General features: G+C 70.6%; 22 protein-coding genes. 2 read left to right on the forward strand and 20 right to left on the reverse strand.

Annotation, left to right across the window (positions count from 1 at the left end):
• Window positions 1-116: 116 nt before the first annotated feature.
• The 7 genes from pyrF to pyrR are packed head-to-tail and all read right to left on the reverse strand — an operon-like array spanning window position 117 to window position 9,121.
• Complete coding sequence (gene pyrF / locus ACX80H_RS02115; protein WP_459310768.1) at window positions 117-965, reverse strand: orotidine-5'-phosphate decarboxylase; 849 nt, start codon at window positions 963-965, stop codon at window positions 117-119.
• Window positions 955-4,299, reverse strand: coding sequence for a carbamoyl-phosphate synthase large subunit (carB, locus tag ACX80H_RS02120; RefSeq protein ID WP_459310769.1), 3,345 nt, complete (start codon window positions 4,297-4,299; stop codon window positions 955-957). The genes pyrF and carB overlap by 11 nt, the downstream gene beginning before the upstream one ends.
• Complete coding sequence (carA, locus tag ACX80H_RS02125) at window positions 4,299-5,624, reverse strand: glutamine-hydrolyzing carbamoyl-phosphate synthase small subunit (protein ID WP_459310770.1); 1,326 nt, start codon at window positions 5,622-5,624, stop codon at window positions 4,299-4,301. The genes carB and carA overlap by 1 nt, the downstream gene beginning before the upstream one ends.
• Complete coding sequence (locus ACX80H_RS02130; RefSeq protein ID WP_459310771.1) at window positions 5,621-6,157, reverse strand: PH-like domain-containing protein; 537 nt, start codon at window positions 6,155-6,157, stop codon at window positions 5,621-5,623. The genes carA and ACX80H_RS02130 overlap by 4 nt, the downstream gene beginning before the upstream one ends.
• Window positions 6,145-7,512, reverse strand: coding sequence for a dihydroorotase (locus ACX80H_RS02135; RefSeq protein ID WP_459310772.1), 1,368 nt, complete (start codon window positions 7,510-7,512; stop codon window positions 6,145-6,147). Before ACX80H_RS02135 ends, ACX80H_RS02130 begins: the two co-directional genes overlap by 13 nt.
• The gene (locus ACX80H_RS02140) at window positions 7,509-8,537 is read right to left on the reverse strand and encodes an aspartate carbamoyltransferase catalytic subunit (RefSeq protein ID WP_459310773.1); all 1,029 of its coding nucleotides are present in this window, start codon (window positions 8,535-8,537) and stop codon (window positions 7,509-7,511) included. The genes ACX80H_RS02135 and ACX80H_RS02140 overlap by 4 nt, the downstream gene beginning before the upstream one ends.
• Complete coding sequence (pyrR, locus tag ACX80H_RS02145) at window positions 8,534-9,121, reverse strand: bifunctional pyr operon transcriptional regulator/uracil phosphoribosyltransferase PyrR (RefSeq protein WP_459310774.1); 588 nt, start codon at window positions 9,119-9,121, stop codon at window positions 8,534-8,536. Before pyrR ends, ACX80H_RS02140 begins: the two co-directional genes overlap by 4 nt.
• Before the next feature lie 96 nt (window positions 9,122-9,217).
• On the opposite strand from pyrR, the gene ACX80H_RS02150 reads away from it, so the two are divergent.
• Window positions 9,218-10,507, forward strand: a complete 1,290-nt coding sequence (locus ACX80H_RS02150) for a PrsW family intramembrane metalloprotease (RefSeq protein ID WP_459310775.1) — start codon at window positions 9,218-9,220, stop codon at window positions 10,505-10,507.
• Window positions 10,508-10,665: 158 nt separating this feature from the next.
• On the opposite strand, the gene nusB is transcribed toward ACX80H_RS02150, so the two are convergent.
• The 13 genes from nusB to ACX80H_RS02215 form a co-directional block, all read right to left on the reverse strand.
• A complete protein-coding gene (nusB, locus tag ACX80H_RS02155) occupies window positions 10,666-11,076 on the reverse strand; it encodes a transcription antitermination factor NusB (protein WP_459310776.1) in 411 nt (136 codons plus the stop codon).
• Window positions 11,073-11,636 carry an elongation factor P gene (gene efp / locus ACX80H_RS02160; RefSeq protein ID WP_087075808.1) on the reverse strand — a complete coding sequence of 188 codons (564 nt, stop codon included), beginning with the start codon at window positions 11,634-11,636 and terminating at the stop codon, window positions 11,073-11,075. The genes nusB and efp overlap by 4 nt, the downstream gene beginning before the upstream one ends.
• A gap of 112 nt (window positions 11,637-11,748) precedes the next feature.
• Window positions 11,749-12,843 (reverse strand): 3-dehydroquinate synthase, encoded by a 1,095-nt coding sequence (gene aroB, locus ACX80H_RS02165; protein WP_459310777.1) that lies wholly within the window; start codon window positions 12,841-12,843, stop codon window positions 11,749-11,751.
• Complete coding sequence (locus ACX80H_RS02170; RefSeq protein ID WP_459310778.1) at window positions 12,833-13,420, reverse strand: shikimate kinase; 588 nt, start codon at window positions 13,418-13,420, stop codon at window positions 12,833-12,835. Before ACX80H_RS02170 ends, aroB begins: the two co-directional genes overlap by 11 nt.
• The gene (aroC, locus tag ACX80H_RS02175; protein WP_459310779.1) at window positions 13,420-14,628 is read right to left on the reverse strand and encodes a chorismate synthase; all 1,209 of its coding nucleotides are present in this window, start codon (window positions 14,626-14,628) and stop codon (window positions 13,420-13,422) included. Before aroC ends, ACX80H_RS02170 begins: the two co-directional genes overlap by 1 nt.
• 32 nt (window positions 14,629-14,660) lie before the next feature.
• Entirely contained in the window at window positions 14,661-15,539 is an 879-nt protein-coding gene (locus ACX80H_RS02180) for a shikimate dehydrogenase (RefSeq protein WP_459310780.1), read from the reverse strand.
• Window positions 15,540-16,763: an endolytic transglycosylase MltG gene (gene mltG / locus ACX80H_RS02185; RefSeq protein ID WP_459310781.1), complete on the reverse strand. Its 1,224-nt coding sequence runs from the start codon at window positions 16,761-16,763 to the stop codon at window positions 15,540-15,542. It lies immediately after the preceding gene.
• A complete protein-coding gene (ruvX, locus tag ACX80H_RS02190; protein WP_459310782.1) occupies window positions 16,760-17,377 on the reverse strand; it encodes a Holliday junction resolvase RuvX in 618 nt (205 codons plus the stop codon). The genes mltG and ruvX overlap by 4 nt, the downstream gene beginning before the upstream one ends.
• Window positions 17,378-17,384: 7 nt before the next feature.
• Window positions 17,385-20,063: an alanine--tRNA ligase gene (gene alaS, locus ACX80H_RS02195; RefSeq protein ID WP_459310783.1), complete on the reverse strand. Its 2,679-nt coding sequence runs from the start codon at window positions 20,061-20,063 to the stop codon at window positions 17,385-17,387.
• 140 nt (window positions 20,064-20,203) lie between these two features.
• Window positions 20,204-20,479, reverse strand: a complete 276-nt coding sequence (locus tag ACX80H_RS02200; RefSeq protein WP_459310784.1) for a hypothetical protein — start codon at window positions 20,477-20,479, stop codon at window positions 20,204-20,206.
• A 25-nt stretch (window positions 20,480-20,504) separates the two neighbouring features.
• Window positions 20,505-20,879, reverse strand: a complete 375-nt coding sequence (locus tag ACX80H_RS02205; protein ID WP_087075824.1) for a DUF948 domain-containing protein — start codon at window positions 20,877-20,879, stop codon at window positions 20,505-20,507.
• 155 nt (window positions 20,880-21,034) lie between these two features.
• The gene (rpsD, locus tag ACX80H_RS02210; protein WP_459310785.1) at window positions 21,035-21,661 is read right to left on the reverse strand and encodes a 30S ribosomal protein S4; all 627 of its coding nucleotides are present in this window, start codon (window positions 21,659-21,661) and stop codon (window positions 21,035-21,037) included.
• Between the two features lie 347 nt (window positions 21,662-22,008).
• Window positions 22,009-23,487, reverse strand: coding sequence for a replication-associated recombination protein A (locus ACX80H_RS02215; RefSeq protein ID WP_459310786.1), 1,479 nt, complete (start codon window positions 23,485-23,487; stop codon window positions 22,009-22,011).
• A gap of 84 nt (window positions 23,488-23,571) precedes the next feature.
• Here ACX80H_RS02215 and ACX80H_RS02220 point away from each other — a divergent pair, with 84 nt between their 5' ends.
• Window positions 23,572-24,234, forward strand: a complete 663-nt coding sequence (locus tag ACX80H_RS02220; RefSeq protein ID WP_459310787.1) for an acVLRF1 family peptidyl-tRNA hydrolase — start codon at window positions 23,572-23,574, stop codon at window positions 24,232-24,234.
• Window positions 24,235-24,275 lie beyond the last annotated feature (41 nt).

Consider the following 24,275-nt stretch of genomic DNA (forward strand, 5'->3'; position numbering starts at 1 on the left):
TGCTCCCTGCGCTTGACGGCACCTGATGGGGCGGCGGCCGCTCGTCGTATCGATGGGCTTGATGGGTCGGTCCCGAACCGAACCTACCCGGCGCACGCCTCCGAAATCAATGCGACCTACGCGAGCTCGTCGCGCGTCCGCTCCGCCGCCGCCCGCAGATTCGCGGGAACGGGCCCAGCCGCGAGGATGGCACGGCTCGACGTCGGCAGGACGAACGGCAGGGCGTCCCCGAACGCGGCACCCAGCTCCTCCGGTCCCGCACCCTGCGCTCCCACGCCCGGGGCGAGGATGGGCCCGTTGAGCGAGGCGAGGTCCAGGCCGAGCCGCTGGGCGGCGTCGCCGATGGTCGCCCCGACGACGAGTCCCACGTACCCCGGTGCCGACCCGGCGTTCTCGGCGGCGGCGGCACGCGCGATGGACCGCGCCACCGACGCGTCCCCTCCGACGTGCTGCACCGAGCGGCCCTCCGGATTCGAGGTGAGTGCGAGGACGAAGACCCCCCGGCCGGTCGCGGCGGCGAGATCGATCGCGGGCCGGAGGGACTCGAACCCGAGGTACGGGTTGAGCGTCACGGCGTCGGCGGCCAGGGGCCGCCCCTCCCCCAGCCACGCCTCCGCGTACGCCTGCATGGTCGAGCCGATGTCGCCGCGCTTGGCGTCGGCGATCGTCAGGACACCGGTTTCCGCGGCGCGCGCCAGCACGGCCTCGAGGACCGCCAGCCCCCGCGCACCGTGCCGCTCGTACAGCGCCACCTGTGGCTTCACGGCTGCCGCGACGGGCCCGACGGCGTCGAGCACCGCGAGCGAGAACCGCTCGAGGCCCGCAGGTGAGTCGTCCAGTCCCCAGGCACCCAGCAGCGCGGGATGCGGATCGATCCCGACGCACAGGCTGCCCTTCGCCGCGCGGGCCGCCGCGAGCCGCTCCCCGAAGGGGGCACGGGACGCGGCGCCCGCCTCAGGAGGCATCGCGGGCTTCGGTCGATGCGCGCAGGTCGGCATCGCGGGCTTCGGTCGACGCGCGCAGGTTGGCGGCGTGTTCCTGGAGGCTCGTCACCGACCACTCGTAGGAGCGCATGGCCTCGATCGCCTGCACGGCCGCTCCCACCTCGGGGATGGTCGTGATGACCGGCAACCCGTAGGAGGTGGCCGCGGCGCGGATCTCGTAGCCGTCACCGCGGGCCTGCCCGCCCGAGGGCGTGTTGATGATCATGTCGATCCCGCCCTCGGTGATGAGGTCGACGACGGTCCCCTCGCCCTGGGCGCCCGCGCCCTCGGCGACCTTGCGGACCGTGGTCGCCTGGATTCCGTTGCGCCGGAGCACGTCGGCCGTGCCGCCGGTGGAGACGATCTCGAAGCCGAGGTCCACGAGCCGCTTGACCGGCATGATGATGGAGCGCTTGTCCCGGTTCGCGACGGACACGAAGACCTTGCCCTCGATGGGCAGGGCCGCGTTCGCGGCGGCCTGGCTCTTCGCGAAGGCCGTGTCGAAGTACTTGTCGATCCCCATGACCTCACCCGTGGAGCGCATCTCGGGGCCCAGCAGCGAGTCGACGACGGTGCCCTCCGGCGTACGGAAGCGGCTGAACGGCAGGACGGCTTCCTTCACGGACACCGGTGCGTCCAGCGGCAGGGAGCCGCCGTCACCCCGCGCCGGGAGCAGTCCGTGCTCGCCCCGGAGCTCCGCGATGGTGACGCCGGTCCCGATGAGCGCAGCCCCCTTGGCGAGCTGCACGCCGGTGGCCTTCGAGACGAAGGGCACGGTGCGCGAGGCCCGCGGGTTGGCTTCGAGGACGTAGAGCACGTCCGAGGCGAGGGCGAACTGGATGTTGATGAGGCCCCGCACGCCCACTCCCTCCGCGATGGCGAGGGTCGCCTCGCGGACGCGCTGCAGGACATCGGCACCCAGGGTGATGGGCGGCAGCACGCACGCGGAGTCGCCCGAGTGGATGCCGGCCTCCTCGATGTGCTCCATGATGCCGCCGAGGTACATCTCCGTCCCGTCGTACAGGGCGTCGACGTCGATCTCGATGGCGTCCTCGAGGAAGCGGTCGATCAGGACGGGGTGGGCCTCGGTGATCTCCGTGGCGTTCGTGATGTAGCGCGAGAGGTTCGCCTCGTCGTAGACGATCTCCATGCCGCGGCCGCCGAGCACGTAGGACGGCCGGACGAGGACCGGGTACCCGATCTCGTCGGCGATCTTCTTGGCGTCCTCGAAGGACACCGCGGTACCGTTCTTCGGGGCGATGAGGCCGCCGGCGTCGAGCACGCGGCTGAAGGCGCCGCGGTGCTCGGCGAGGTCGATCGCCTCCGGGGAGGTACCGAGGATCGGGATGCCGGCGTCGGCCAGCTGCTGGGCCAGCTTCAGCGGTGTCTGTCCGCCGAGCTGCACGAACACGCCGAGCACGCCACCGGTGCGCTCCTCGGCGGCGATGACCTCCAGGACGTCCTCGAGGGTCAGCGGTTCGAAGTACAGGCGCGTCGAGATGTCGTAGTCGGTGGAGACCGTCTCGGGGTTGCAGTTGATCATGACCGTCTCGTGGCCCGCCTCGCGCAGCGCCATGGTGGCGTGGACGCACGAGTAGTCGAACTCGATGCCCTGGCCGATCCTGTTCGGGCCGGAGCCGAGGATGATGATCGAGGGCTTCTCGTGCGGCTCCACCTCGTCCTCCTCGTCGTAGGACGAGTAGTGGTACGGCGTGTAGGCGGCGAACTCGGCGGCACACGTGTCGACCGTCTTGAAGACCGGGCGGATGCCCAGGGCGTGCCGGACACCGCGCACGACGGCGTCGGGGGTGGAGGTCAGCAGCCCGATCTGCTCGTCCGAGAAGCCGTGGCGCTTGGCGTGCCGCAGCACCTCCTCGGTCAGGTTCGGCGCCGAGCGCACCTCCTCGGCCACCTCGTTGAGCAGGACCAGCTGGTCGAGGAACCACGGGTCGATGCCGGTGGCCTCGTACAGCCGCTCGACGCTCGCCCCGCCGAGCAGCGCGCGCTGCACCTGCGAGAGGCGCTCGGTGGTGGGGCGCTTCGCCGCCTCGACGAGGGCGTCGACCTCCTCCGCCGCGACCGGCGCGAAGGACAGCTGGGAACCCTTCTGCTCGAGCGAGCGCAATGCCTTCTGGAGCGCCTCGGTGAAGTTGCGGCCCATGGCCATGGCCTCGCCGACGGACTTCATGGTGGTGGTGAGCGTGGGGTCGGCCGCGGGGAACTTCTCGAAGGCGAACCGCGGGACCTTGACCACCACGTAGTCGAGGGTCGGCTCGAACGAGGCGGGGGTCTTCAGTGTGATGTCGTTCGGGATCTCGTCGAGCGTGTAGCCGAGGGAGAGCTTCGTGGCGATCTTGGCGATCGCGAAGCCCGTGGCCTTCGACGCCAGCGCGGAGGACCGCGAGACACGCGGGTTCATCTCGATGACGACGACGCGGCCGGTGTCCGGCTCGACGGCGAACTGGATGTTGCAGCCGCCCGTGTCGACGCCGACCTCGCGGATGACCGCGATGGAGATGTCGCGCAGGCGCTGGTACTCGCGGTCGGTCAGGGTCAGGGCCGGAGCCACGGTGATCGAATCACCGGTGTGGACGCCCACGGGATCGAAGTTCTCGATGGAGCAGACGACCACGACGTTGTCGTTCTTGTCGCGCATCATCTCGAGCTCGTACTCCTTCCACCCGAGGATGCTCTCCTCGAGGAGGACCTCGCTCGTGGGGCTGTACTGCAGGCCCTGGCCGACGATCCGGCGCAGGTCCTGCTCGGTGTACGCGAGGCCGGAGCCGAGGCCGCCCATGGTGAAGGAGGGGCGGACGACCATCGGGTAGCCCAGGTCCTCGGCGGCCACGAGGGCCTCGTCGAGGGAGTGGATGATGGCGGACCGGGCGGACTCGGCCCCGCAGCGCTCGACGACGCCCTTGAACTTCTCGCGGTCCTCGCCGAGCTCGATGGCGGCGATGTTCGCGCCGATCAGCTCGACGCCGAACTTGTCCAGGACGCCGTTCTTGTCGAGGGCGATCGCCGTGTTCAGCGCCGTCTGGCCCCCGAGGGTCGGGAGCAGCGCGTCGGGGCGTTCCTTCTCGATGATCTTCGCGACGACGTCGGGCGTGATCGGCTCCACGTAGGTCGCATCCGCGAACTCGGGGTCGGTCATGATGGTCGCGGGGTTCGAGTTCACGAGGATGACCCGCAGGCCCTCCTCGCGCAGGACGCGCAGCGCCTGGGTGCCCGAGTAGTCGAATTCGGCGGCCTGCCCGATGACGATCGGCCCTGAGCCGATGACCAGGACGCTCTTGAGGTCGGTTCTGCGGGGCATCAGTTCTCTTCCTGCGTTGTGCTGCTCAGTGATGTCGTGCTGTGCCGGGGCTGCGTACCCGACACCTTGGATCCGTGGGTCCCCAGTTCTGCCGAGGCCGCGGCGGCCAGCGCGTCCGATTCGGAGGACGCGTCGAGCCGGGAGGCCGCGCGGGCGTCGCCTGCCCCGTGCTTCTCGGCCTGCATGAGGTCGACGAAGCGGTCGAAGAGGTACGCGGAGTCGTGGGGACCCGCGGCCGCTTCGGGGTGGTACTGGACCGAGAATGCCGGGATGTCCAGGCAGGCGAGTCCCTCGACGACGTCGTCGTTGAGGTTGACGTGGCTCACCTCGACGCGCCCGTAGCGGCCGGCGGGCGCCTCGACCGGCCCGCCGAGCGGGGCGTCGACGGCGAACCCGTGGTTGTGCGAGGTGATCTCGACCTTGTCGGTGCGGCGGTCGAGGACCGGCTGGTTGATGCCGCGGTGGCCGTAGCGGAGCTTGTAGGTGCCGAAGCCGAGGGCGCGGCCCAGGATCTGGTTCCCGAAGCAGATGCCGAAGAACGGCATCCGCTCGTCGAGGACGCGGCGCAGCAGTTCCACCTGGGCGTCGGCGGTCGCCGGGTCGCCCGGGCCGTTGGACATGAACACGCCGTCCGGCTGTGCGGCCACGACGTCCTCGAAGGACGCCCCGGCGGGCAGGACGACGGTGCGCACGCCGCGCTGGGCGAAGTGCTTGGGCGTCATGGCCTTGATGCCGAGGTCAAGCGCCGCGATGGTGGCGACGGGCTCGTCGGTCCAGCCGTGGTCTGCGGGCTCGACGACGTACGCCTTCTCGATGCTGACCTCCTCGGCGAGGCGGGCGCCTGCCATGGACGGCTGGGCGAGGACCTGCTCGAGCAGCTGCCCCTCCGGGAGGGCCGCCTCGGCGCCGGAGAAGATGCCGGCGCGCATGGCGCCGCGTTCGCGGAGGTGACGGGTGACGGCGCGGGTGTCGACGCCCTCGATGCCGACGACGCCCTGCTCGCGCAGCTGGTCGTCGAGGCTCTGCTCGGACCGCCAGTTCGACGGGCGGCGGGCGGCGTCGCGGATGATGTATCCCGCGACCCAGATGCGCCGCGACTCGGCGTCGTCGGCGTTGACCCCGGTGTTGCCGATGTGGGGCGCGGTCTGGACGACGAGCTGGCGGGCGTAGGAGGGATCGGTGATGGTCTCCTGGTAGCCGGTCATGCCGGTGGCGAAGACGGCTTCTCCGAGGGCGGTGCCCTCGGCTCCGTAGGCCCGGCCGCGGAAGGTCCGGCCGTCCTCGAGGACGAGCACCGCGGGTGCCTTGGATTGGACGTTGCTCACAGCTGTTCCCTGCCTTCGGGTTTCGGTGGGGTTCGGGGGGTGGGTTCGGCCGGCACGAGCGCCGCGACGGCGGCGACGAGCTGGGCCTTGGATGCGGGGTGGCGTGTGCGGAAACCGGTGTCGACGCGGCCGGGACCCAGGCGCCAGGTGATGACGACGAGTCCCTCCTTCTCGACGAACTTGCCGGTCATGCCGCTGGCGAGCTGGACCGAGACGAGGTCCGTGCGCGGGATGAAGACGGTCCGAGCACCCGTGCGGGTGATCACGACGCCCTCGGGGTGGACGGCGGCGACGGCGTTGCCGCGGAGGCCGAGCCCGTGCACCGCGATGCGGTCGAGCCAGTCCGCTGCGGTGGTCGTCGCCACGTACTGGCCCTCGGCCTCGTAGAGGACGGGTCCCGGGTCGGCGGGGGCGTCGGGTGGTGCGGGGACGTCGGCCTGGCGGCGCAGCCGGTTGCGCCACCCGAGCGCCATGAGCGCGACGACCACGACGATGATGCCGAGGGTCAGCGCGATCCAGCCTAGGTATTCCATGCCGGGGCCTCCTCCACGATCGGATCCGTGGTCCGCGGCGTGGCGAGGCGTCCGTCGAGGACCGTCGGATGTCCGCCGTAGAAGGTCGCGCGCACGCTGCCGGGCAGCTCGAGCCCCCGGAACGGGCTGTTGCGCCCCTTGGTGGCCATGGTCGACGGATCCACCGTCCAGCGTGCGGCGGGGTCGACGAGGATCAGGTTGGCGGGCTCGCCGGGCGCGAGGGGGCGGCCCTGGTGCCCGAGGCGGCCGATGCGCGCCGGCGTCGTGGAGGTGACACGGGCGAAGCCCTCCCAGTCGAGCAGGCCGGTCTCCACCATGGTGTGCTGCACCACGGACAGCGCGGTCTCCAGCCCCGTCATGCCCATCGCTGCCTGCGCCCACTCGCATTCCTTGTGCTCGCTCGGGTGGGGCGCGTGGTCGGTCCCGACGACGTCGATCGTGCCGTCGGCGAGGGCCGCGCGCAGGGCGTGGACATCGTCCGACGTGCGCAGCGGCGGGTTGACCTTGTACACGGGGTCGTAGCTGCGGACCAGTTCGTCGGTCAGGAGGAGGTGGTGCGGCGTGACCTCGGCCGTCACGTCGATGCCGCGGGCCTTCGCCCAGCGGATGATCTCGACCGACCCCGCCGTGGAGACGTGGCAGACGTGCAGCCGGGATCCGACGTGCTGGGCCAGCAGGACGTCGCGGGCGATGATGCTCTCCTCGGCGACGGCCGGCCAGCCCGTGAGTCCGAGGACGGCCGAGACCTCGCCCTCGTTCATCTGGGCGCCCTCCGTGAGCCGTGGCTCCTGGGCGTGCTGGGCGATGACGCCGTCGAAGGCCTTGACGTACTCCAGGGCCCGGCGCATCAGGACGGGGTCGGAGACGCAGATGCCGTCGTCGGAGAACACGCGGACGGACGCCCGGGACTCGGCCATGGCACCCAGCTCGGCGAGCCGTTCGCCGCCCAGGCCCACGGTCACGGCGCCCACGGGACGTACCTCGACCCAGCCGGACGCGAGGCCCAGGCGGTACACCTGCTCGACGACGCCTGCCGTGTCGGCCACGGGCGAGCTGTTGGCCATGGCGTGGACGGCGGTGAAGCCGCCCAGCGCCGCGGCGCGGGAGCCGGTCTCGACCGTCTCGGCGTCCTCCCGGCCCGGCTCGCGGAGGTGGGTGTGGAGGTCCACCATGCCGGGCAGGGCGACGAGGCCGCCGGCCTCGATCGGAAGGGCCCCCGGGGAGGCCTCCTCTGCTGCGGCCTGCCCGACGGCGGCGATCATGCCGGCGCGCACGAGGAGGTCCTGCGGAGCACCGCCGAGGATCGAGGCGCCGCGGATCAGGTATTCGGCGGGGTGGCTGGTGTTCGTCGTCACGGGGTACGGCCTTCCGGTGTCATGGCAGGCTTGAGGTCCTGCAGGTCGTCGTCCGGCCCGTCGTGCTGGTCACCCGAGAGCAGCAGGTAGAGCGCCGCCATGCGCACGGAGACGCCGTTGCGGACCTGGGCGAGGACGGTGGAGCGGGGTGAGTCGGCCGCGGCCGAGGAGATCTCGAGGCCGCGGTTCATGGGGCCGGGGTGCATGATGACGGTGTCGTCGAGGCCCATCGTGTCGAGCAGGGCGAGGCGCCCGTCGTCGAATCCCCAGCGCCGCGAGTACTCGCGGGTCGACGGGAAGAACGCCGCGTTCATGCGTTCGGCCTGGAGGCGCAGCATCATCACGGCGTCGGGCCGCTGCGCGAGGGCGTCGTCGAGGTTGTAGTACACCGTGCACGGCCAGGAGCCGACACCGACCGGGAGCAGCGTGGGCGGACCCGCGAGGAGGACCTCCGCGCCGAGCGTGGTCAGGAGCCAGACGTTGGAGCGGGCCACCCGCGAGTGGAGGACGTCGCCGACGATCAGTACCTTCATGCCGGCGAGGGTGCTGCCCGCGGAGGGGCTGCCGCCGAGCCGCGACCAGTGCCGCCGGAGCGTGAAGGCGTCCAGCAGCGCCTGGGTGGGGTGCTCGTGGGTGCCGTCGCCGGCGTTGACGACGGCGGCGTCGATCCAGCCCGACGCGGCGAGCCGGGCCGGCGCGCCGGACGCCGGATGCCGGATCACGACGGCGTCGGCGCTCATGGCCTCGAGCGTCTGCGCGGTGTCCTTCAGGGACTCGCCCTTGGACACCGACGAGCCCTTCGCCGCGAAGTTGATCACATCGGCCGACAGGCGCTTCGCGGCGGCCTCGAAGGAGATCCGCGTGCGCGTGGAGTCCTCGAAGAAGAGGTTCACCACGGTGCGTCCGCGCAGGGCGGGGAGCTTCTTGATCTCCCGCTCCCCCACGGCCGCCATCTCCTCGGCGACGTCCAGCAGGCGCAGGGCATTCCTCGCGGAGAGGTCCTGGGTGCTGAGCAGGTGCTTCACGGACGATCCTCGATGACGACCTCGTTCACCGCGGAGCCGCCGATCAGGTCGATCTCCGCCAGGTGGACCCGGACACGTTCCCGCGACGACGTCGGGAGGTTCTTGCCGACGTGGTCGGCGCGGATCGGGAGTTCGCGGTGGCCCCGGTCCACGAGGACGGCGAGGCGCACGATGCGCGGCCGTCCGAGGTCCGCGAGGGCGTCGAGGGCTGCGCGGATGGTGCGTCCCGAGTACAGGACGTCGTCGACGAGCACCACGACCTTGTCGTCGATACCCGACGGCGGCAGCTGCGTGGCCAGCGGCGAACGGGTGGGGTTGCGGCGCAGGTCGTCCCGGTACATGGTGACGTCGAGCTGGCCGGTGATGAGATCGGGGTCGACGCTCTCGTCGACGGCGGCGATCTTCTGGGCGAGCCGACGGGCCAGGGGGAAACCCCTGCGCGGGATGCCGAGGAGGACGAGATCCCGGGAACCCTTGTTCGCCTCGAGGATTTCGTGGGCGATGCGCGTGAGCGCCCGGTCTATATCTGCTTCTGCGAGAACAACGCGCTTGTGGATGCCGGATTCCTGGGCAGGCACAGTCATAACACGCTTCCTCCTTCCCCGCCTCACTGGACGGAATTTAAAGGCTGGTTGCACCGTCAAAACTATCACAGCGCCGCTTGCCCCTAGGGTTGCACCATGGCGATCAACGATCACGGAGCGGGCGCGGGCAGCCCGCAGTGGAACGAGGCCCGGGGCTCCGGCCGCCACGACACCTCCTTCTCCCCGCACCCTGGCTGGTGGGGCGACACCACGGTGCGGCACCACCGTCCGGCCCCCACCCCGACCAGCGGGCACCCCTTCCGGCCGGTCTGGGACCAACCGCCGCCGCGCCGCTCCGGCGTCCTCAACGTCCTGCTCGTGATCGTCGCGGCCCTCGTCGTCGCAGGCGTCCTCCTCCTGCTGTCCCTGTCCCTGGGTCCGTCCGCGTTCGTGCTCTGCGGCATCCTCGCCCTCGTGCCCCTCGGCATCTGCCTGCTCGGCCTGCGCTGGATCGACCGATGGGACCCCGAACCCCGCGGCGCCCTGCTCTTCGCGTTCCTCTGGGGCGCCGGCGCCTCGGTCGTCGTGTCCCTGCTGCTCGGCACCTACGTCGTGGAACTCCTCGGGACCGCGCTCGAGACGACGTCGCCGGAGGTCATCGGCCCGGTGCTGCAGGCGCCGCTCGTCGAGGAGTTCGCCAAGGGCCTCGGCGTCCTCATCCTGGTCTACACGCGCCGCAGCCACTTCGACGGCCCCGTCGACGGCATCGTCTATGCGGGGACGGTCGCGGCGGGCTTCGCCTTCACCGAGAACATCCTGTACTTCGGATCGGCCGTCAGGGAGTCCGGCACCGCGGGCGCCCTGGTCGGGGTGTTCATCCTGCGGGGCCTGTTCTCCCCCTTCGCGCACGTCATGTTCACGTCCCTCCTCGGGTTCGTCCTCGGCTTCGCGCTGAGCCGAGGAGGGGGCAACGCCCGCATCCTGACGGCGTTCGTCCTCGGACTGATCCCCGCGATCGCGGGCCACATGCTCTGGAACGGCGGCACCCTCGTGCTGTTCCACGACTTCTTCCTGTTCTACCTCGTGGTCCAGGTGCCGCTGTTCATCGTCGCCGTGATCTCGGTCGTGGCCCTACGCCGGTCCGAGCGGCGCCTGACGGAGGCGCGCCTGGGCGACTACGCCCGCGCCGGCTGGTTCACGCCGGAGGAAGTGAGGATGCTGGCGACGCGCCCGGGGCGCTCGCGCGCGCTCGCCTGGGCGCAGTCCATCGGCGCGAAGCAGGACATGCGCGCGTTCATCCGCACCGGGGCGCGCATCGCCTACACGCGGCAGCGCCTGCTGGGCGGGCGCCGCGACGCCGACTACGCCGCGGAGGAGCGCGTCCTGCTGGAGGAAGCCACGCAGCGCCGCGCACGGATCTTCGAGCTGGCCTCGGCCGCGCGCTGAGCCACAAGCCGTCCGCTCCGTCGGCTCACGCCGTCCCGGCGTCCGGGTAGGCCGTCCAGGACCACAGAAGCTCCCGTACGACGCCCCGGGGGCGTCGTACGGGAGCTTCTGGAGGATACTGCGGGACTTGCTCGTGCAGAGCCTTATCGTGCAGGGCCTTACGCGAGCAGGGTCGGCTTGAGCTGCTGGAGCCGGCCGAGGAGCCCGTTGACGAACTTGGGCGACTCGTCGGTGGAAAGGATCTTCGCAAGCTCCACGGCCTCGCTGACGGCCACGCCGTCGGGCACGTCCCCGTTGTACAGGAGTTCCCAGCTGCCGATCCGCAGGATCATGAGGTCGACCGCGGGCATGCGGTCGAGCGTCCACCCCTGCGAGTAGGTGCTCAGGAACTCGTCGATCTGCTCCTGGTGCTCCAGGACGCCCTCCACGATGTCCACCGTGTAGTCGGCGATGACCATGTCCGTCTTCTCCCGGCGGGCGCGGATGACCTCGAGGGCCGGCATGGCGCGCTGCTCGGATTCGAAGAGGATGTCCAGGGCCCGGCGACGGGCCTTACTGCGTGCGCTCACTCGTTGACGCGTCCCAGGTACTCGCCCGTGCGGGTGTCGACCTTGACCTTGGTGCCGGTACCGAGGAACAGCGGCACCTGGATCTCGTGGCCGGTCTCGACCGTGGCGGGCTTCGTACCGCCGGTGGAGCGGTCACCCTGCAGGCCCGGCTCCGTGTAGGTGATCTCCAGCGTCACGGAGGCGGGGAGCTCGACGTACAGGGGCGAGCCCTCGTGGAGGGCGATGGTGGCCATCTGGCTCTCGAGCATGAAGTTCGCCGCGTTGCCGACGGTCTTGCCGGGCACGGTGATCTGGTCGTAGTCCGAGGTGTCCATGAACACGAAGTCCTCGCCGTCCTTGTACAGGTACTGGTAGTCGCGGCGGTCCACGGTGGCCGTCTCGATCTTCAGGCCTGCGTTGAAGGTCTTGTCGACGACCTTGCCGGAGAGGATGTTGCGAAGCTTGGTGCGGACGAATGCTCCACCCTTGCCAGGCTTGACGTGCTGGAATTCGAGGACGTTCCAGAGGTTGCCTTCGAGCTTCAGCACAGTGCCGTTCTTGATGTCGTTCGTGGTCGCCACAGATTCACTTTCGTCGGTTTCGCGGATGGATGGGCCGGCCGAGGCACAGCGGGCACGCGGAAGCGCGCTAAAAGTCCACGGTCCAGTCTACCCTGTGCAGCGTGAGGGGGAATCAGGAGGCGATTTCCTGGTAGGCGGCGAAGAGCAGCGAGGTGTCGGGGACCTCGAGCATGCCGGGGCGGCCGATGCCGTCCAGCACGACGAAGCGGAGGAGGTCGCCGCGCGACTTCTTGTCGCGGCGCATCCCGTCGAGCAGTGAGGCCCACCGGTCGCGCCGGTACGTCACCGGCAGGCCGAGGGACTCGAGGATGCTCCGGTGGCGGTCGGCGTCCGCGTCGCTGAGGCGCCCCACCATCCGGGAGAGTTCGGCCGCGAAGACCAGGCCCACCGACACGGCGGCGCCGTGCCGCCAGGAGTACCGCTCGGCGAGCTCGATGGCGTGCCCGAGGGTGTGGCCGTAGTTGAGGTACTCACGGCGGCCCGTGTCGCGCAGGTCCTCGGAGACGACGTCGGCCTTCACCCGGATGGCGCGTTCCACGAGCTCGCGGAGCACGGGCGATGCCGCGTCCGTGGCGGCCGCGGTGTCCTGCTCGATCAGGTCAAGGATGACGGGGTCCGCGATGAAGCCGCACTTGACCACCTCGGCGAGCCCGGTCACGAGCTCGTTCTTCGGCAGCGTGGCCAGGGCGTCCAGGTCGGCGAGGACGGCGGCGGGCGGGTGGAAGGCGCCCACGAGGTTCTTGCCCTCCGCCGTGTTGATGCCGGTCTTGCCGCCGACGGCGGCGTCCACCATGCCGAGCAGGCTGGTGGGGAGGTGCACCACCCGGACGCCGCGCAGCCAGGTCGCCGCGACGAAACCGCCGAGGTCCGTCACCGCGCCACCGCCGACGGTGACGACGGCGTCCGAGCGCGTGAAGTCGTTCTGGCCGAGCACCTGCCAGCAGAACGCCGCCACCTGGATGTGCTTGCCCTCCTCGGCGTCGGGGATCTCGGCGGTCACGGCCGTGAAACCGGCGTCGGCCAGTTCGGCACGCACCGTGTCACCGGTCGCCCGCAGCGCCCTCGGGTGGATCACCAGCACGCGGTGGACGCGCTCCCCGAGGATCGCGGGAAGCCGGCCGAGCAGCCCCCGTCCGACGACGACGTCGTACGTGTTCTCCGGAGTGCTCCCGGTGACAGGGATGATGGTCGGTTCGTCAGTCGCCATGGGGGTTCGTCCCGCTTTCCTCGTTCAGATCGTTCGGTGGTGCCGCGACGCTGTCGCGGGATGTTCCGGGGGCGGCCTCGAGGGCCGAGAGCACGGCGTCGGTCACTTCGCGCACCGACCGGCCGCGGGTGTCCACCACGACCGTCGCCACCGCGGCATAGACGGGCCGCCGCTCGTCGTACAGTTCCTGCCACCGCTCGGCGGGGCGCCCCGCGAGGAGCGGCCGTCCCGTGTCCCCGCTGATCCGCGGCAGCACGGTCGCGACGTCGGTGTCGAGGAAGACCACGGTGGCCCGCGCCAACAAGGCCTGCGTGGCCGGATGGAGCACCGCTCCCCCACCGAGCGAGACGACGGCGTCCCCCGCCCCGAGCGCCTCGCCGACGATGCCTGCCTCGAGGGTCCGGAACGCCTGCTCGCCCTGCTCCTCGAAGATGGTGCTGATGCTGCCGTGGCGCTCGACGATCTCGCGGTCCGAGTCGATAAACCGGGCACCGGTCCGCTGCGCGAGCATGCGGCCCACCGCCGACTTGCCGGAGGCCATCGGTCCGACGAGGACCACGGGGTGGTTCCGTTGCATCAGACCCCGGCGGAGTCCAGGAACTCCGGGATGTTCTCGAGGTAGCTGCGCAGATTGCGTGCGGTCTCCGCGAGGGAGTCGCCGCCGAACTTCTCCGTGACGGCCTCCGCCAGCACCAGGGCCGTCATGGCCTCGGCGACGACGCCGGCAGCAGGTACCGCGCACACGTCGGACCGCTGGTGGTGCGCCCGGGCGGCCGCGCCGGTGCTCACGTCCACGGTGCGCAGGGCCCGCGGCACCGTGGCGATGGGCTTCATCGCGGCGCGCACACGGAGGACGTCACCGATGCTCATGCCGCCCTCGATGCCGCCTGCACGGTTGCTGGCGCGGACGATCTTGCCGTCGTCGTTCCGCACGATCTCGTCGTGTGCCGCGGTGCCGCGGCGCGCCGCCGTCTCGAAGCCGTCACCGACCTCCACACCCTTGATGGCCTGGATCCCCATGAGGGCGGCAGCCAGTCGCGAGTCGAGGCGCCGGTCCCAGTGCACGTAGCTCCCGAGTCCCGGCGGCAGGCCGTAGGCGACCACCTCGACGACGCCGCCGAGGGTCTCACCCTCCTTGTGGGCGGCGTCCACCTCGGCCACCATCGCATCCGAGGTGTCCCGGTGGAAGCAGCGCAGGGGGTCGGTGTCGAGGGCGATGACGTCGCTCGGCGTGGGCAGGGGGGCGTCCTCGGGCACGGACACGGTGGCGATGGACACCGTGTGGCTGACCAGGCGGATGCCGAGGCCCTCGAGGAACTTCGCGGCCACGGTGCCGAGTGCCACGCGCGTTGCGGTCTCGCGGGCGCTCGCACGCTCGAGGACGGGACGGGCCTCGTCGAACCCGTACTTCTGCATGCCGGTGAAGTCGGCGTGCCCGGGCCGGGGCCGCGTGAGCGGGGCGTTGCGTGCGGAGACGGCGAGTTCCGCGGCGTCCTCCTCGTCGAGGGGATCCGCGGACATGATCTTCTCCCACTTGGGCCACTCGGTGTTCGCCACCTCGATGGCGACGGGACCGCCCTGCGTGAGGCCGTGACGGACACCGCCGATAATGCGGACGGAATCCTGCTCGAACTTCATGCGGGCTCCGCGGCCGTACCCGAGGCGCCGGCGTGCCAGGGCCTCCTGGATATCGCCGCTCGTGATGCCCACACCCGCGGGCATTCCCTCGATGATCCCGACCACGGCCGGACCGTGGGATTCTCCTGCCGTCAACCAACGCAACATGGTTTCCATACTGCCATGCAGGGCACCGGGCTTCAGCGCCGGGGAGCCCCCACTGCGTCACACATCACGTTTAAGACGGTCGCCGGGTCCTGGACCACGTCCGGGAAGAACAGGCGGACCTGCTCGACGGCCTGGTGGAGCAGCATGTCGAGGCCGGGGACGATCCTGCCGCCCGCCCGCTTCCATGCGGCGGCCAGGGCGCTCGGCCACGGGTCGTAGGCCACGTCGAGCAGCGTGCCGTCGGTCCGGAACCCGTCGCCGAGCGAGGCGGTGAGGGGATCCCCGGCGCGCGGCGGCAGCGTGGAGACGACGACGTCCGCGGAGCGCAGCGCAGCACCGGCCTGCGGCCAGCCCTGCAGCTCGACGCCGATGCCGAGGAGCGCCCCGATCCGCAGGAGATCGGAGGCTGCCTCCGGGCGGCGCACCACGACCCGCGTGGTCGAGGCGCCGAGGCGCGCCAGTCCCGCGACGGCGGCAGCGGCCGTGCCTCCACCGCCGACGATGACGGGCTGGGCGGGAGTGCCCACCCCGGCGCCCGCCAGGGCATGCGCCACGCCGGCGACGTCCGTGTTGTGCCCGGTGAGCACGCGGCGGGCACCGTTGCCGTCGACGACCACCGTGTTGACGACACCCAGCACGGTCGCCAGATGGGTGGTGGTGTCGGTCAGCCGTGCCGTCCCGGCTTTGAGGGGCATGGTGACGGACAGGCCGCGCCAGCCGTCGTCGGAGCGCACGGTGCCGAGGAACTCCTCGAGGGACCGCTCATCGACGTCGATCGCCGTGTAGGAACAGGTGATGCCCAGAGCGCGGTAGGCGGCGGCGTGCAGCAGGGGCGACTTCGAGTGTCCGATCGGCGAACCGATCACGGCGGCCCGGAGAGTCCGGGCCGCCGGAGATGCCTCCGGATGCACCTAATCGCACCGTCCGGGGTGGTCGGCGCACCATGCGTCGTACTCCGCGACGTAACCCAGGTGCTCCGCATACGTCTCGGAGAACTTGGTCTCCGCCGTGTCGAGGTCCACCGTCACCCAGAAGTAGAACGGGACGTCCGCCGGGTTCACCGTCGCGTCGATCGCCTCGTCGCTCGGGGAACCGATGGGGCCCTTCGGGAGACCGGGATTCGCGAAGGTGTTGTACGGGTTCGACGCGTCCGCCTTCTCTTCCTCGCTGAGCTGGTAGGTCCGCTTTCCCAGGCCGTACGCGACGGTCGCATCGGACTGCAGGAGGCCGTTGGTCTCGGTGTTGCCGGGCGTCAGCCGGTTGTTGATCGCGCCGGCCACCGTGGCGTAGTCGCCCTCGCCGGCCTCGGCCTGGACGATACTGGCGATCGTCAGGATCTCGTACTGCTTGGCGGGATCCGTGACGCCGTCCTCGGCGAGGCGGTCCGTCGTGGCCTTGACCATCTCCTCGATGATCTGCGGGGCCGTTGCCTCGACGTCGAAGCGGTACTCGCCGGGGTGGAGGTACCCCTCGAGCGACAGCGCCTGCGGCGGGAGGCCGAACTGGGTGGGATCTTCGGCGAGGGCGTCGAACTCCGCGCGTGGAATGCCGGTGGACTCGCTGAGGATGTCGAAGACCTCACCCTGCCGGAGGTCGCGGGCGACGGCGGCGTACGAGACGAGCGACGGGTCGGCCCCGAGCAGTGCCTCGGCGGCGTCTGCCGCCGGCATCTGCAGGCGCATCTCGTACTCGCCGGGCTGGACCTCGCGTCCTTCGGAGATCGCGGACAGCGCCGTGATGAACGTGGCGGAGTCGGCGACGATATCGGCACTCTCGAGGCCGGTGCCGATCGCCAGGGCGCCGGCTCCCTCGGGCACCGTGAAGACGGTCTCCTCGCCGCCGGGGCCCGGGTAGTCGGTCACCTTGTTGAGGCCGAGCATGTCGCGCAGCATCAGCGCGACGCCGAAGACCATACCGGCGAACAGCAGAAGGACGACGAGTACGACGACGGTGCGCCGACGTCGCCGGCGCTGCCTGGCCTTGGAGGGCGGGTGCTTCGCGGTGCGCGCGGGGGCGTCCTGCGCTGCGAAGAATTCCTCGACGGGCTCGGGATGCGCGTAGCCGTCATCCTCGTAGTACGCGTCGACGTCGCTGGGGTCCTGCGAGGCAGTGGAGTTGCGGGTACCGTCGTTCACGACTCCGCATCCCTCTTGCTCGGCGAATTGTCCTTGATAACTGGCTCCTCTGTAGGGGTCAGCAGCGGGCCCTGGATGCCTGCTGCGTCACGCGCAGGAACCGGATCCCCCACGTCCCGTCCACGTGAACGTTGCATATCGATGGCATGCTGGAGTATTTCGACAGCAGCCACCTGATCAACTACCTTACGATGCTCGCGGCTACTCAGACCAGCAGCACGGAGCGACCGGTGGGCCGACACCGTGCTCAGCCGCTCATCCACCAAGCGTACCGGGACCACGAGGGACTGTCGGTCAAGTTCCTCGACGAGGAGTTTCGCATAGGTCCTTGCCATTTCGGCGGATGCCCCCTCGCGGCCGCTCAGGTTCCGGGGCAGTCCCACGAAGATCTCGACGACGCCCCGCTCGACGGCCTCCCGCAGGAGGATCCGGATGTCGTAGTTCTTGCGTGCGTCGCGCTTCAGCGTGCGGATCGGGGTCGCCAGCAATCCGTCCCTGTCACACCCCGCGAGGCCGACACGGACCTGTCCCACGTCGACGCCGAGCTTCGGGCCGAAGGGGTAGGGAGCGGCGTCCTGCGTGCCGGACGCCGCTCCGGAACCGTCGTCGCCCACGGAGGCGTCAGCGCTCCGCCACGGCGGTGCGGATGGCCGAGAGCGCCTCGGGGATGCGGGACGCATCGGACCCGCCGCCCTGCGCGACATCGTCCTTGCCCCCACCGCCGCCTCCGAGGATCTTCGCCGCGGTGCGCACCAGCGCCCCTGCCTTGACCCCGGCGCTCCGGGCGGCCTCGTTCGTGGCGACGAGCACCAGCGGACGGTCCTGGGAGACACCGGTCGCGGCGATGACGGCGGCATCGGACCCGAGGCGACCGCGCAGGTCCAGGACGAGCGTCCGCAGTTCGTCCGCGCCGCCGATCTCGCCGGCGTCGTGCGCGATGAGGCGGACGCCGTCGACGTCGACCGCGGTGTCCACGAGGGAACCCGCAGCAGCAGCCAGCTGTTCCTTGCGGAGCCGGTCCAGTTCCTTCTCGGCCGCCTTGAGCTTGTTCAGGGTCGCCGAGAGGCGCTCCGGCAGCTGCGACGAGGGCACCTTCAGCATGTCGGAGAGCTCGGAGACGAGGGCACGCTCTGCCGCCAGGTGGCGGAACGCGTCGAGCCCGACGAGGGCCTCGACGCGCCGGTTGCCGGACCCGACCGACTGCTCGCCGAGGAGCGTCAGGCTCCCGATGAGGGACGTCGATGCCACGTGCGTGCCTCCGCAGAGTTCGCGGGAGAAGTCGGCGTTCATCTCGACCACGCGGACGGTCTCCCCGTACGCCTCGCCGAACAGGGCCGTGGCACCGAGCGCCTTGGCATCGGCCAGGGACATGATCTTGGTCTCGACCTCGTAGTTGTTGCGGATCGCGATGTTCGAGACCTCCTCGATCTCGGACCGTGCCGCGGCACTGATGCCCTCGCCCCACGAGAAGTCGAAGCGCAGGTAGCCCGCCTTGTTGAACGAGCCGCGCTGCAGCGCCTCGGGGCCGAGGATCTCGTGCAGGGCCGCGTGGACGATGTGCGTGCCGGAGTGCGCCTGCTCCCCTGCGTGGCGGCGCTGGCGGTCGACGGCAGCCGTCACCGTTGCACCCTGGGCGACCTCGCCCTCCCGCACGACGGCGCGGTGCACGCTGAGGCCCTTGACGGGCCGCTGGACGTCGAGGACCTCGACGACGAAGCCGTTCCCTGTGATCAGGCCGACGTCGGCCGCCTGGCCGCCCGCCTCCGCGTAGAACGGGGTCTGGTCCAGGACGAGCTCGATCTCGTCGCCCTGGAGCGCACTCGGGACCGACGCGCCCTTGTCGAGCACGCCGATGATGGTCGCTTCGGACGTCAGCTCGTCGTAGCCGGTGAAGACCGTCTGGCCGCGTCCGAGCAGCTCGTTGAACACGGAGAGGTCGGCGTGCCCGGCCTTCTTGCCGCGGGCGTCCGCCTGGGCCCGCTGACGCTGCTCGAGCATGAGCGAGCGGAAGCCGTCGGCGTCGACCGCGAGGCCGGCCTCCTCCGCCATCTCGAGCGTCAGGTCGATCGGGAAGCCGTACGTGTCGTGCAGTGTGAAGGCATCCTGTCCGGACAGCGGGCGCTGCTCGGACAGGGACTCGCGGACCGCTTCCTCCAGCCGTGCCGTGCCGGACGCGATGGTCCGCAGGAACGCCTTCTCCTCGGCGTAGGCGATGCGGCTGATCCGCTCGAAGTCCTTCTCGACCTCCGGGTAGACGCCCTTCATCGCGTCCCGGGACGCCGGCAGGAGCTCGGGCAGGCACGCCTTCTCGACGCCGAGGAGGCGCATGGCCCGGACGGCGCGGCGGATCAGGCGGCGCAGCACGTAGCCGCGGCCCTCGTTGGAGGGCGTGACGCCGTCCGCGATGAGCATGAGGGAGGACCGGATGTGGTCGGCCACCACGCGCATGCGGACGTCGTCGGTGTGGTGCGGGTCGTCGGGCGATTCCGCGCTCGTATAGGTCCTGCCGCTGAGCGCCGCGGCCCGGTCGAGCACCGGGCGCACCTGGTCCGTCTCGTACATGTTCTCGACGCCCTGCAGGATCATCGCGAGGCGTTCGAGGCCCAGCCCCGTGTCGATGTTCTTCTTCGGCAGTTCGCCGAGGATCTCGAAGTCGTCCTTGCCGGTGCCTTCGCCGCGCTGGTACTGCATGAAGACGAGGTTCCAGATCTCCACGTAGCGGGTGTCGTCCGCCTCGGGACCGCCGTCGACGCCGTACTCGGGTCCGCGGTCGTAGAAGATCTCGGAGCAGGGGCCGGCGGGGCCGGGCTGGCCGGTGGACCAGTAGTTGTCCTTCTTGCCCATCTTCTGGATGCGTCCGGCGGGGACACCGATGCTGTCGCGCCAGATCGCCAGCGCTTCCTCGTCCTCGTGGTAGACCGTGATCCAGAGCTTCTCCGCCGGCAGCCCGAAGCCGCCGTCGGCCACGTCGCTGGTCAGCAGCTGCCAGGCGAGACGGATGGCGTCGGCCTTGAAGTAGTCACCGAACGAGAAGTTGCCGCACATCTGGAAGAAGGTGCCGTGGCGGGCGGTCTTGCCGACTTCCTCGATGTCGCCCGTACGGATGCACTTCTGGACGCTCGTCGCGCGGCTGTAGGGAGCCTCTTCACGCGCCGTGAGATAGGGGATGAACGGCACCATGCCGGCGACGGTGAACAGGAGCGACGGGTCGGAGGAAATCAGCGACGCCGAGGGCACGACGGTGTGCCCGTTCTTCTCGAAGTAGCTCAGCCAGCGGCTGGCGATCTCGTGGGACTTCATGGGGCAATCCTTCTGGTGGTCGGGACGCGGCGGAGCGGGAGCATCGGCAAGCCCGCGCTGCGGAGAGCTGCGCCGCGGTCAGGGCACGGCACGGTCAGGTACTGGGCGGCGTGCAGGGGCAGGACCTGCGGCGTGCTGTCCTAGCGGATGACGCGGCGCGGGGTGGGCAGCGCGTCGGCGGTACCGGCGTCGGACGCGGCAGGAGCCTCGACACCGAGCGCGGCACGGAGATCGCCCTCGCGCTCGGCCATCGCTGTGCGCAGCGTGTCCGCGAAGTCCGCGATGCTGTCACTGATCTGACCGACGGCGCGGTTCAGGCCCTCGGGCCCGAGGTTCGATCTGGCCTGGGATACCTTGCGTACGGCGACGACGCCGATCGTGATGCCGGCTGCCAGCCAGAAGGCTCTTCTGATCATCGTTCTCTCCGGTTCGGTGGGGGGACTAGCGGCTGCGCCGACGGCGCGCAGGCGACTTCCGGCCCGCGAGGGCCGAGCGGACACCGTACGAGAACGCCGACACCTTGATGAGCGGAGAGCCGATCGTGGCGGCGACGAGCGACGACAGGGCGGAGATGTTGGCCGACGCGTCGGAGACGTTCGAGGTGATGCCGTCGACGGTCCTGAGCTGCTGGTGGGTGGTGCTCACCGTGCTCGTGACCTCCTCGATCAGCGGGGTCGTCTCATCGGTGACGGTGCGGATGGCTTTGCGCAGCTCGTCGAACACGCGGCCGAGCTTCCAGATCGGCACGGCCAGCAACAGCACCAGGACGGCGAACACGCCAGCAGCTATCAGGCCCGCAATATCTCCACCTGACATGGGCGGTCTCCTTTACGCAGGGGTGCCCGCCTCTCGGGCGGGCATGGGAATTCTTGCTCCTAGTACCTTACAGAACGAAGAGCCCGCGGCGTGTGCCGCGGGCTCTTGGTCTGCACGTCTCGCTCGAGGCTGCCGGATCCGGTCAGCCAGCGCGACTAGCGTGCGTAGTACTCGACGACGAGCTGCTCTTCGCAGGTCACGGGGACCTCGGAGCGCTTCGGGCGACGCACGAGGCGCGCCTGGAGCTTGTCGAGCTGGACGTCCAGGTAGCCGGGAACGGCGGGGAGGACGTCGCGGTGCGCACCAGCGGCAGCAACCTGGAGCGGGACCATGGTCTCGCTGCGGCTGTGGACGTGGATGAGCTGGCCTTCGGCCACGCGGAACGAGGGGCGGTCCACGCGGGAGCCGTCGACCATGATGTGACGGTGCACTACGAGCTGGCGGGCCTGGGCGATCGTGCGGGCGAAGCCGGAACGGAGCACGAGGGCGTCGAGACGCATCTCGAGCAGTTCGATCAGGTTCTCACCGGTCAGGCCTGCGGTACGGCGGGCTTCCTCGAAGACACGGGTCATCTGTGCTTCGCGGATGCCGTACTGGGCGCGCAGACGCTGCTTTTCGCGGAGACGTACGGCGTAGTCGCTGTCCTGCTTGCGACGCGCACGGCCGTGCTGGCCCGGCGCGTAGGGCCGACGCTCGAGGTACTTCTCTGCCTTGGGGGTCAGAGCAATGCCGAGGGCACGCGAGATGCGGACCTTCCGGCGGGCACGTGTGTTGTTAGCCACGTTTACCTTTCGATGTTTTTGCGGCGAAGGAACGGACTTGCGCCACGAGGGCGTCCGCACTTCTGGTGTCGCTGGCCTCCACTTGCGGAGAGCCGGGATTGGCCGCTTCCCGGTACTACAGTTCGCTGCGACCCTGGCCGCCACTCCGCGCCGGGCAGCAGGAAACCTGCGGAACGGCATGGGGAGGAAGGCTGGTACACGACGACTTGCCAGTCAGCCTTCAATGCTAGCAGTCGGCCCGCCGGGCCACCGAATCGTGGGGCTGCGCATCGCGCGCCCGTTCACCCCGCAACGCCTCGTGGGGCGGTGTCGGGATGTGTCAGGCGGTGTCGGGCCTCTTCCCGGCGCTACTTCCCGCGGATGATCCGCCGGAGCTTCGCCAGGCGGGAGGCGATGTCCCGCTCGACGCCCCGGTCCGTCGGCTCGTAGTAGTTGCGCCCCACGAGGTCATCCGGCGCGTACTGCTGCAGCGCGATGCCGTGCGGCTCGTCGTGCGAGTACACGTAGCCCTTCCCGTGCCCGAGCTGCGATGCTCCCGGGTAGTGCGCGTCCCTCAGGTGGGCGGGGATCCCCTGGCCCCGGCCCGCCCTCACGTCCGCGACGGCCGCGTTGATGCCGTTGTACGCCGCGTTCGACTTCGGGGCGGTCGCGATGTGCACCACCGCCTCCGCGAGGATGATCCGTGCCTCGGGCATGCCCACGAGCTGCACCGCCTGGGCGGCGGCGACCGCGGTCTGGAGGGCGGTCGGATCGGCCATCCCCACGTCCTCGGACGCCGAGATCATCAGTCGCCGGGCGATGAACCGGGGGTCCTCCCCCGCCTCGAGCATCCGTGCGACGTAGTGCAGCGCGGCGTCGACGTCCGATCCGCGGAGGGACTTGATGAAGGCGCTCGCCACGTCGTAGTGCTGGTCCCCCGCGCGGTCGTAGCGCAGGGCGGCGACGTCGACGGCCTTCTCCGCGTGATCGAGCGTCACCAGGACGGGCGCCGCGTCCCGGCCTGCGTCGTCCCCCCCTCCGTCCTCGTCTTCGCCCTCGGTCCAGTCCTCGCCGCCCCGGTGGGCGGCAGGCTGCGGTTCCCGTTCGGAGTGCGCGACGCCGGCCGCCGCTTCCAGCGCCGTCAGGCCGCGTCGCGCGTCCCCGGCCGCCAGGCGGACGAGGTGCTCGAGTGCCTCCTCCGAAAGTTCCACGGTGCCCGCCAGGCCGCGCTCGTCGTCGACGGCGCGCTGGAGCAGGCCACGGATGTCCGATTCGTCCAGCGGCCGGAGGGTCTGCAGGAGCGAGCGGGACAGCAGCGGCGACACCACGGAGAACGACGGGTTCTCGGTGGTCGCGGCGATCAGCACCACCCACCCGTTCTCGACCCCCGGCAGCAGGGCATCCTGCTGGGCCTTGTTGAAGCGGTGGATCTCGTCGAGGAACAGCACGGTGGTCTGCCGGTACAGGTCCCGGGAGGTCAGGGCGTCGTCCATGACGCGCCGTACGTCCTTGACCCCGGCGGTGATGGCGGACAGCTCGACGAACTTCCGGCCCTGGCCGCGCGCGATCACGTGGGCGAGGGTCGTCTTGCCGGTGCCCGGCGGGCCCCACAGGATCACGGACGACGGCGCCGCATGCGCTCCGGGGTCGTGCTCGCCGGCGAGCGTGCGGAGCGGTGATCCTCGGCCCAGCAGGTGTTGCTGCCCCACGACCTCGTCCAGACTGCGTGGACGCATGCGTACGGCGAGGGGGCTGCGGGGGCGGCCGGTGCCCGCCGCCCGGACGCCACCGGCAGGTGCGTCGTCCGACCCGTCGTCGTCCGCCGCGGCACTGAATAGATCATTCACAGCGTCAACGTTACTGTGGGGCACTGACCCGGCCGCCACCGCGGAGGCCCCGTGCGGTTGCCGCCGCGAGCGGAAAGGAAGGCCATGCCCGCCAGGTCCGTCCTCGTCGAGGTGCACCGCCTCGATGGCTGGCTCGCCCGATTCGGAGAGCGCAACGGCTCCTACTCCCTGCAGCCGGACGCGGAAAAACCCGACGGTTCCGTGAGGGTGACGGGCGCCAACGGCTGCACCGCGGTCCTGAGCCCACCGCTGCCGGGAGCGCCGGCACCCGCCGGAGCAGGCGCTGGCGATCTCCTGCGGGCCCTGGTGTCCGGAGTCGACGCTTCGGCCGTCGTGGGCCTCCTGCTGGTCCGGCGCGGCGGCTACTCTGTCGGGGTCGCCCGGGCGGGCGCGGTCCTGTCCTCGAAGACGGGGACGCGGTACGTCCAGGGCCGGACGGCCGCCGGGGGCTGGTCCCAGCAGCGCTTCGCCCGCCGACGCGCCAACCAAGCCGATGCCCTCGTGGAGGAGACGGCCGCCCGCGCCGCGGCCCTCTACGGAGCGGAACCGCCGTCGTGCCTCCAACTCGGCGGGGACAGGGCGCTCGCGACCAGCACGCTCGGCGAGCCGGTGCTCGCACCCTACGCCGGGCTCCCGCAGCTTCCCTTCCTCACGGTGCCGGATCCGCGCTTCGCGGTCCTCAAGGAGGCGGCCCGCTCGGCGCTGTCGATCAGGATCACGGTCACCGATCCTCCGCCTGCGCCCTGACCGGGCCGGAACCGTGCATGACCCTGCCCGCGCCCTGACCG

It is taken from the genome of Arthrobacter pasteuri (assembly GCF_054510955.1).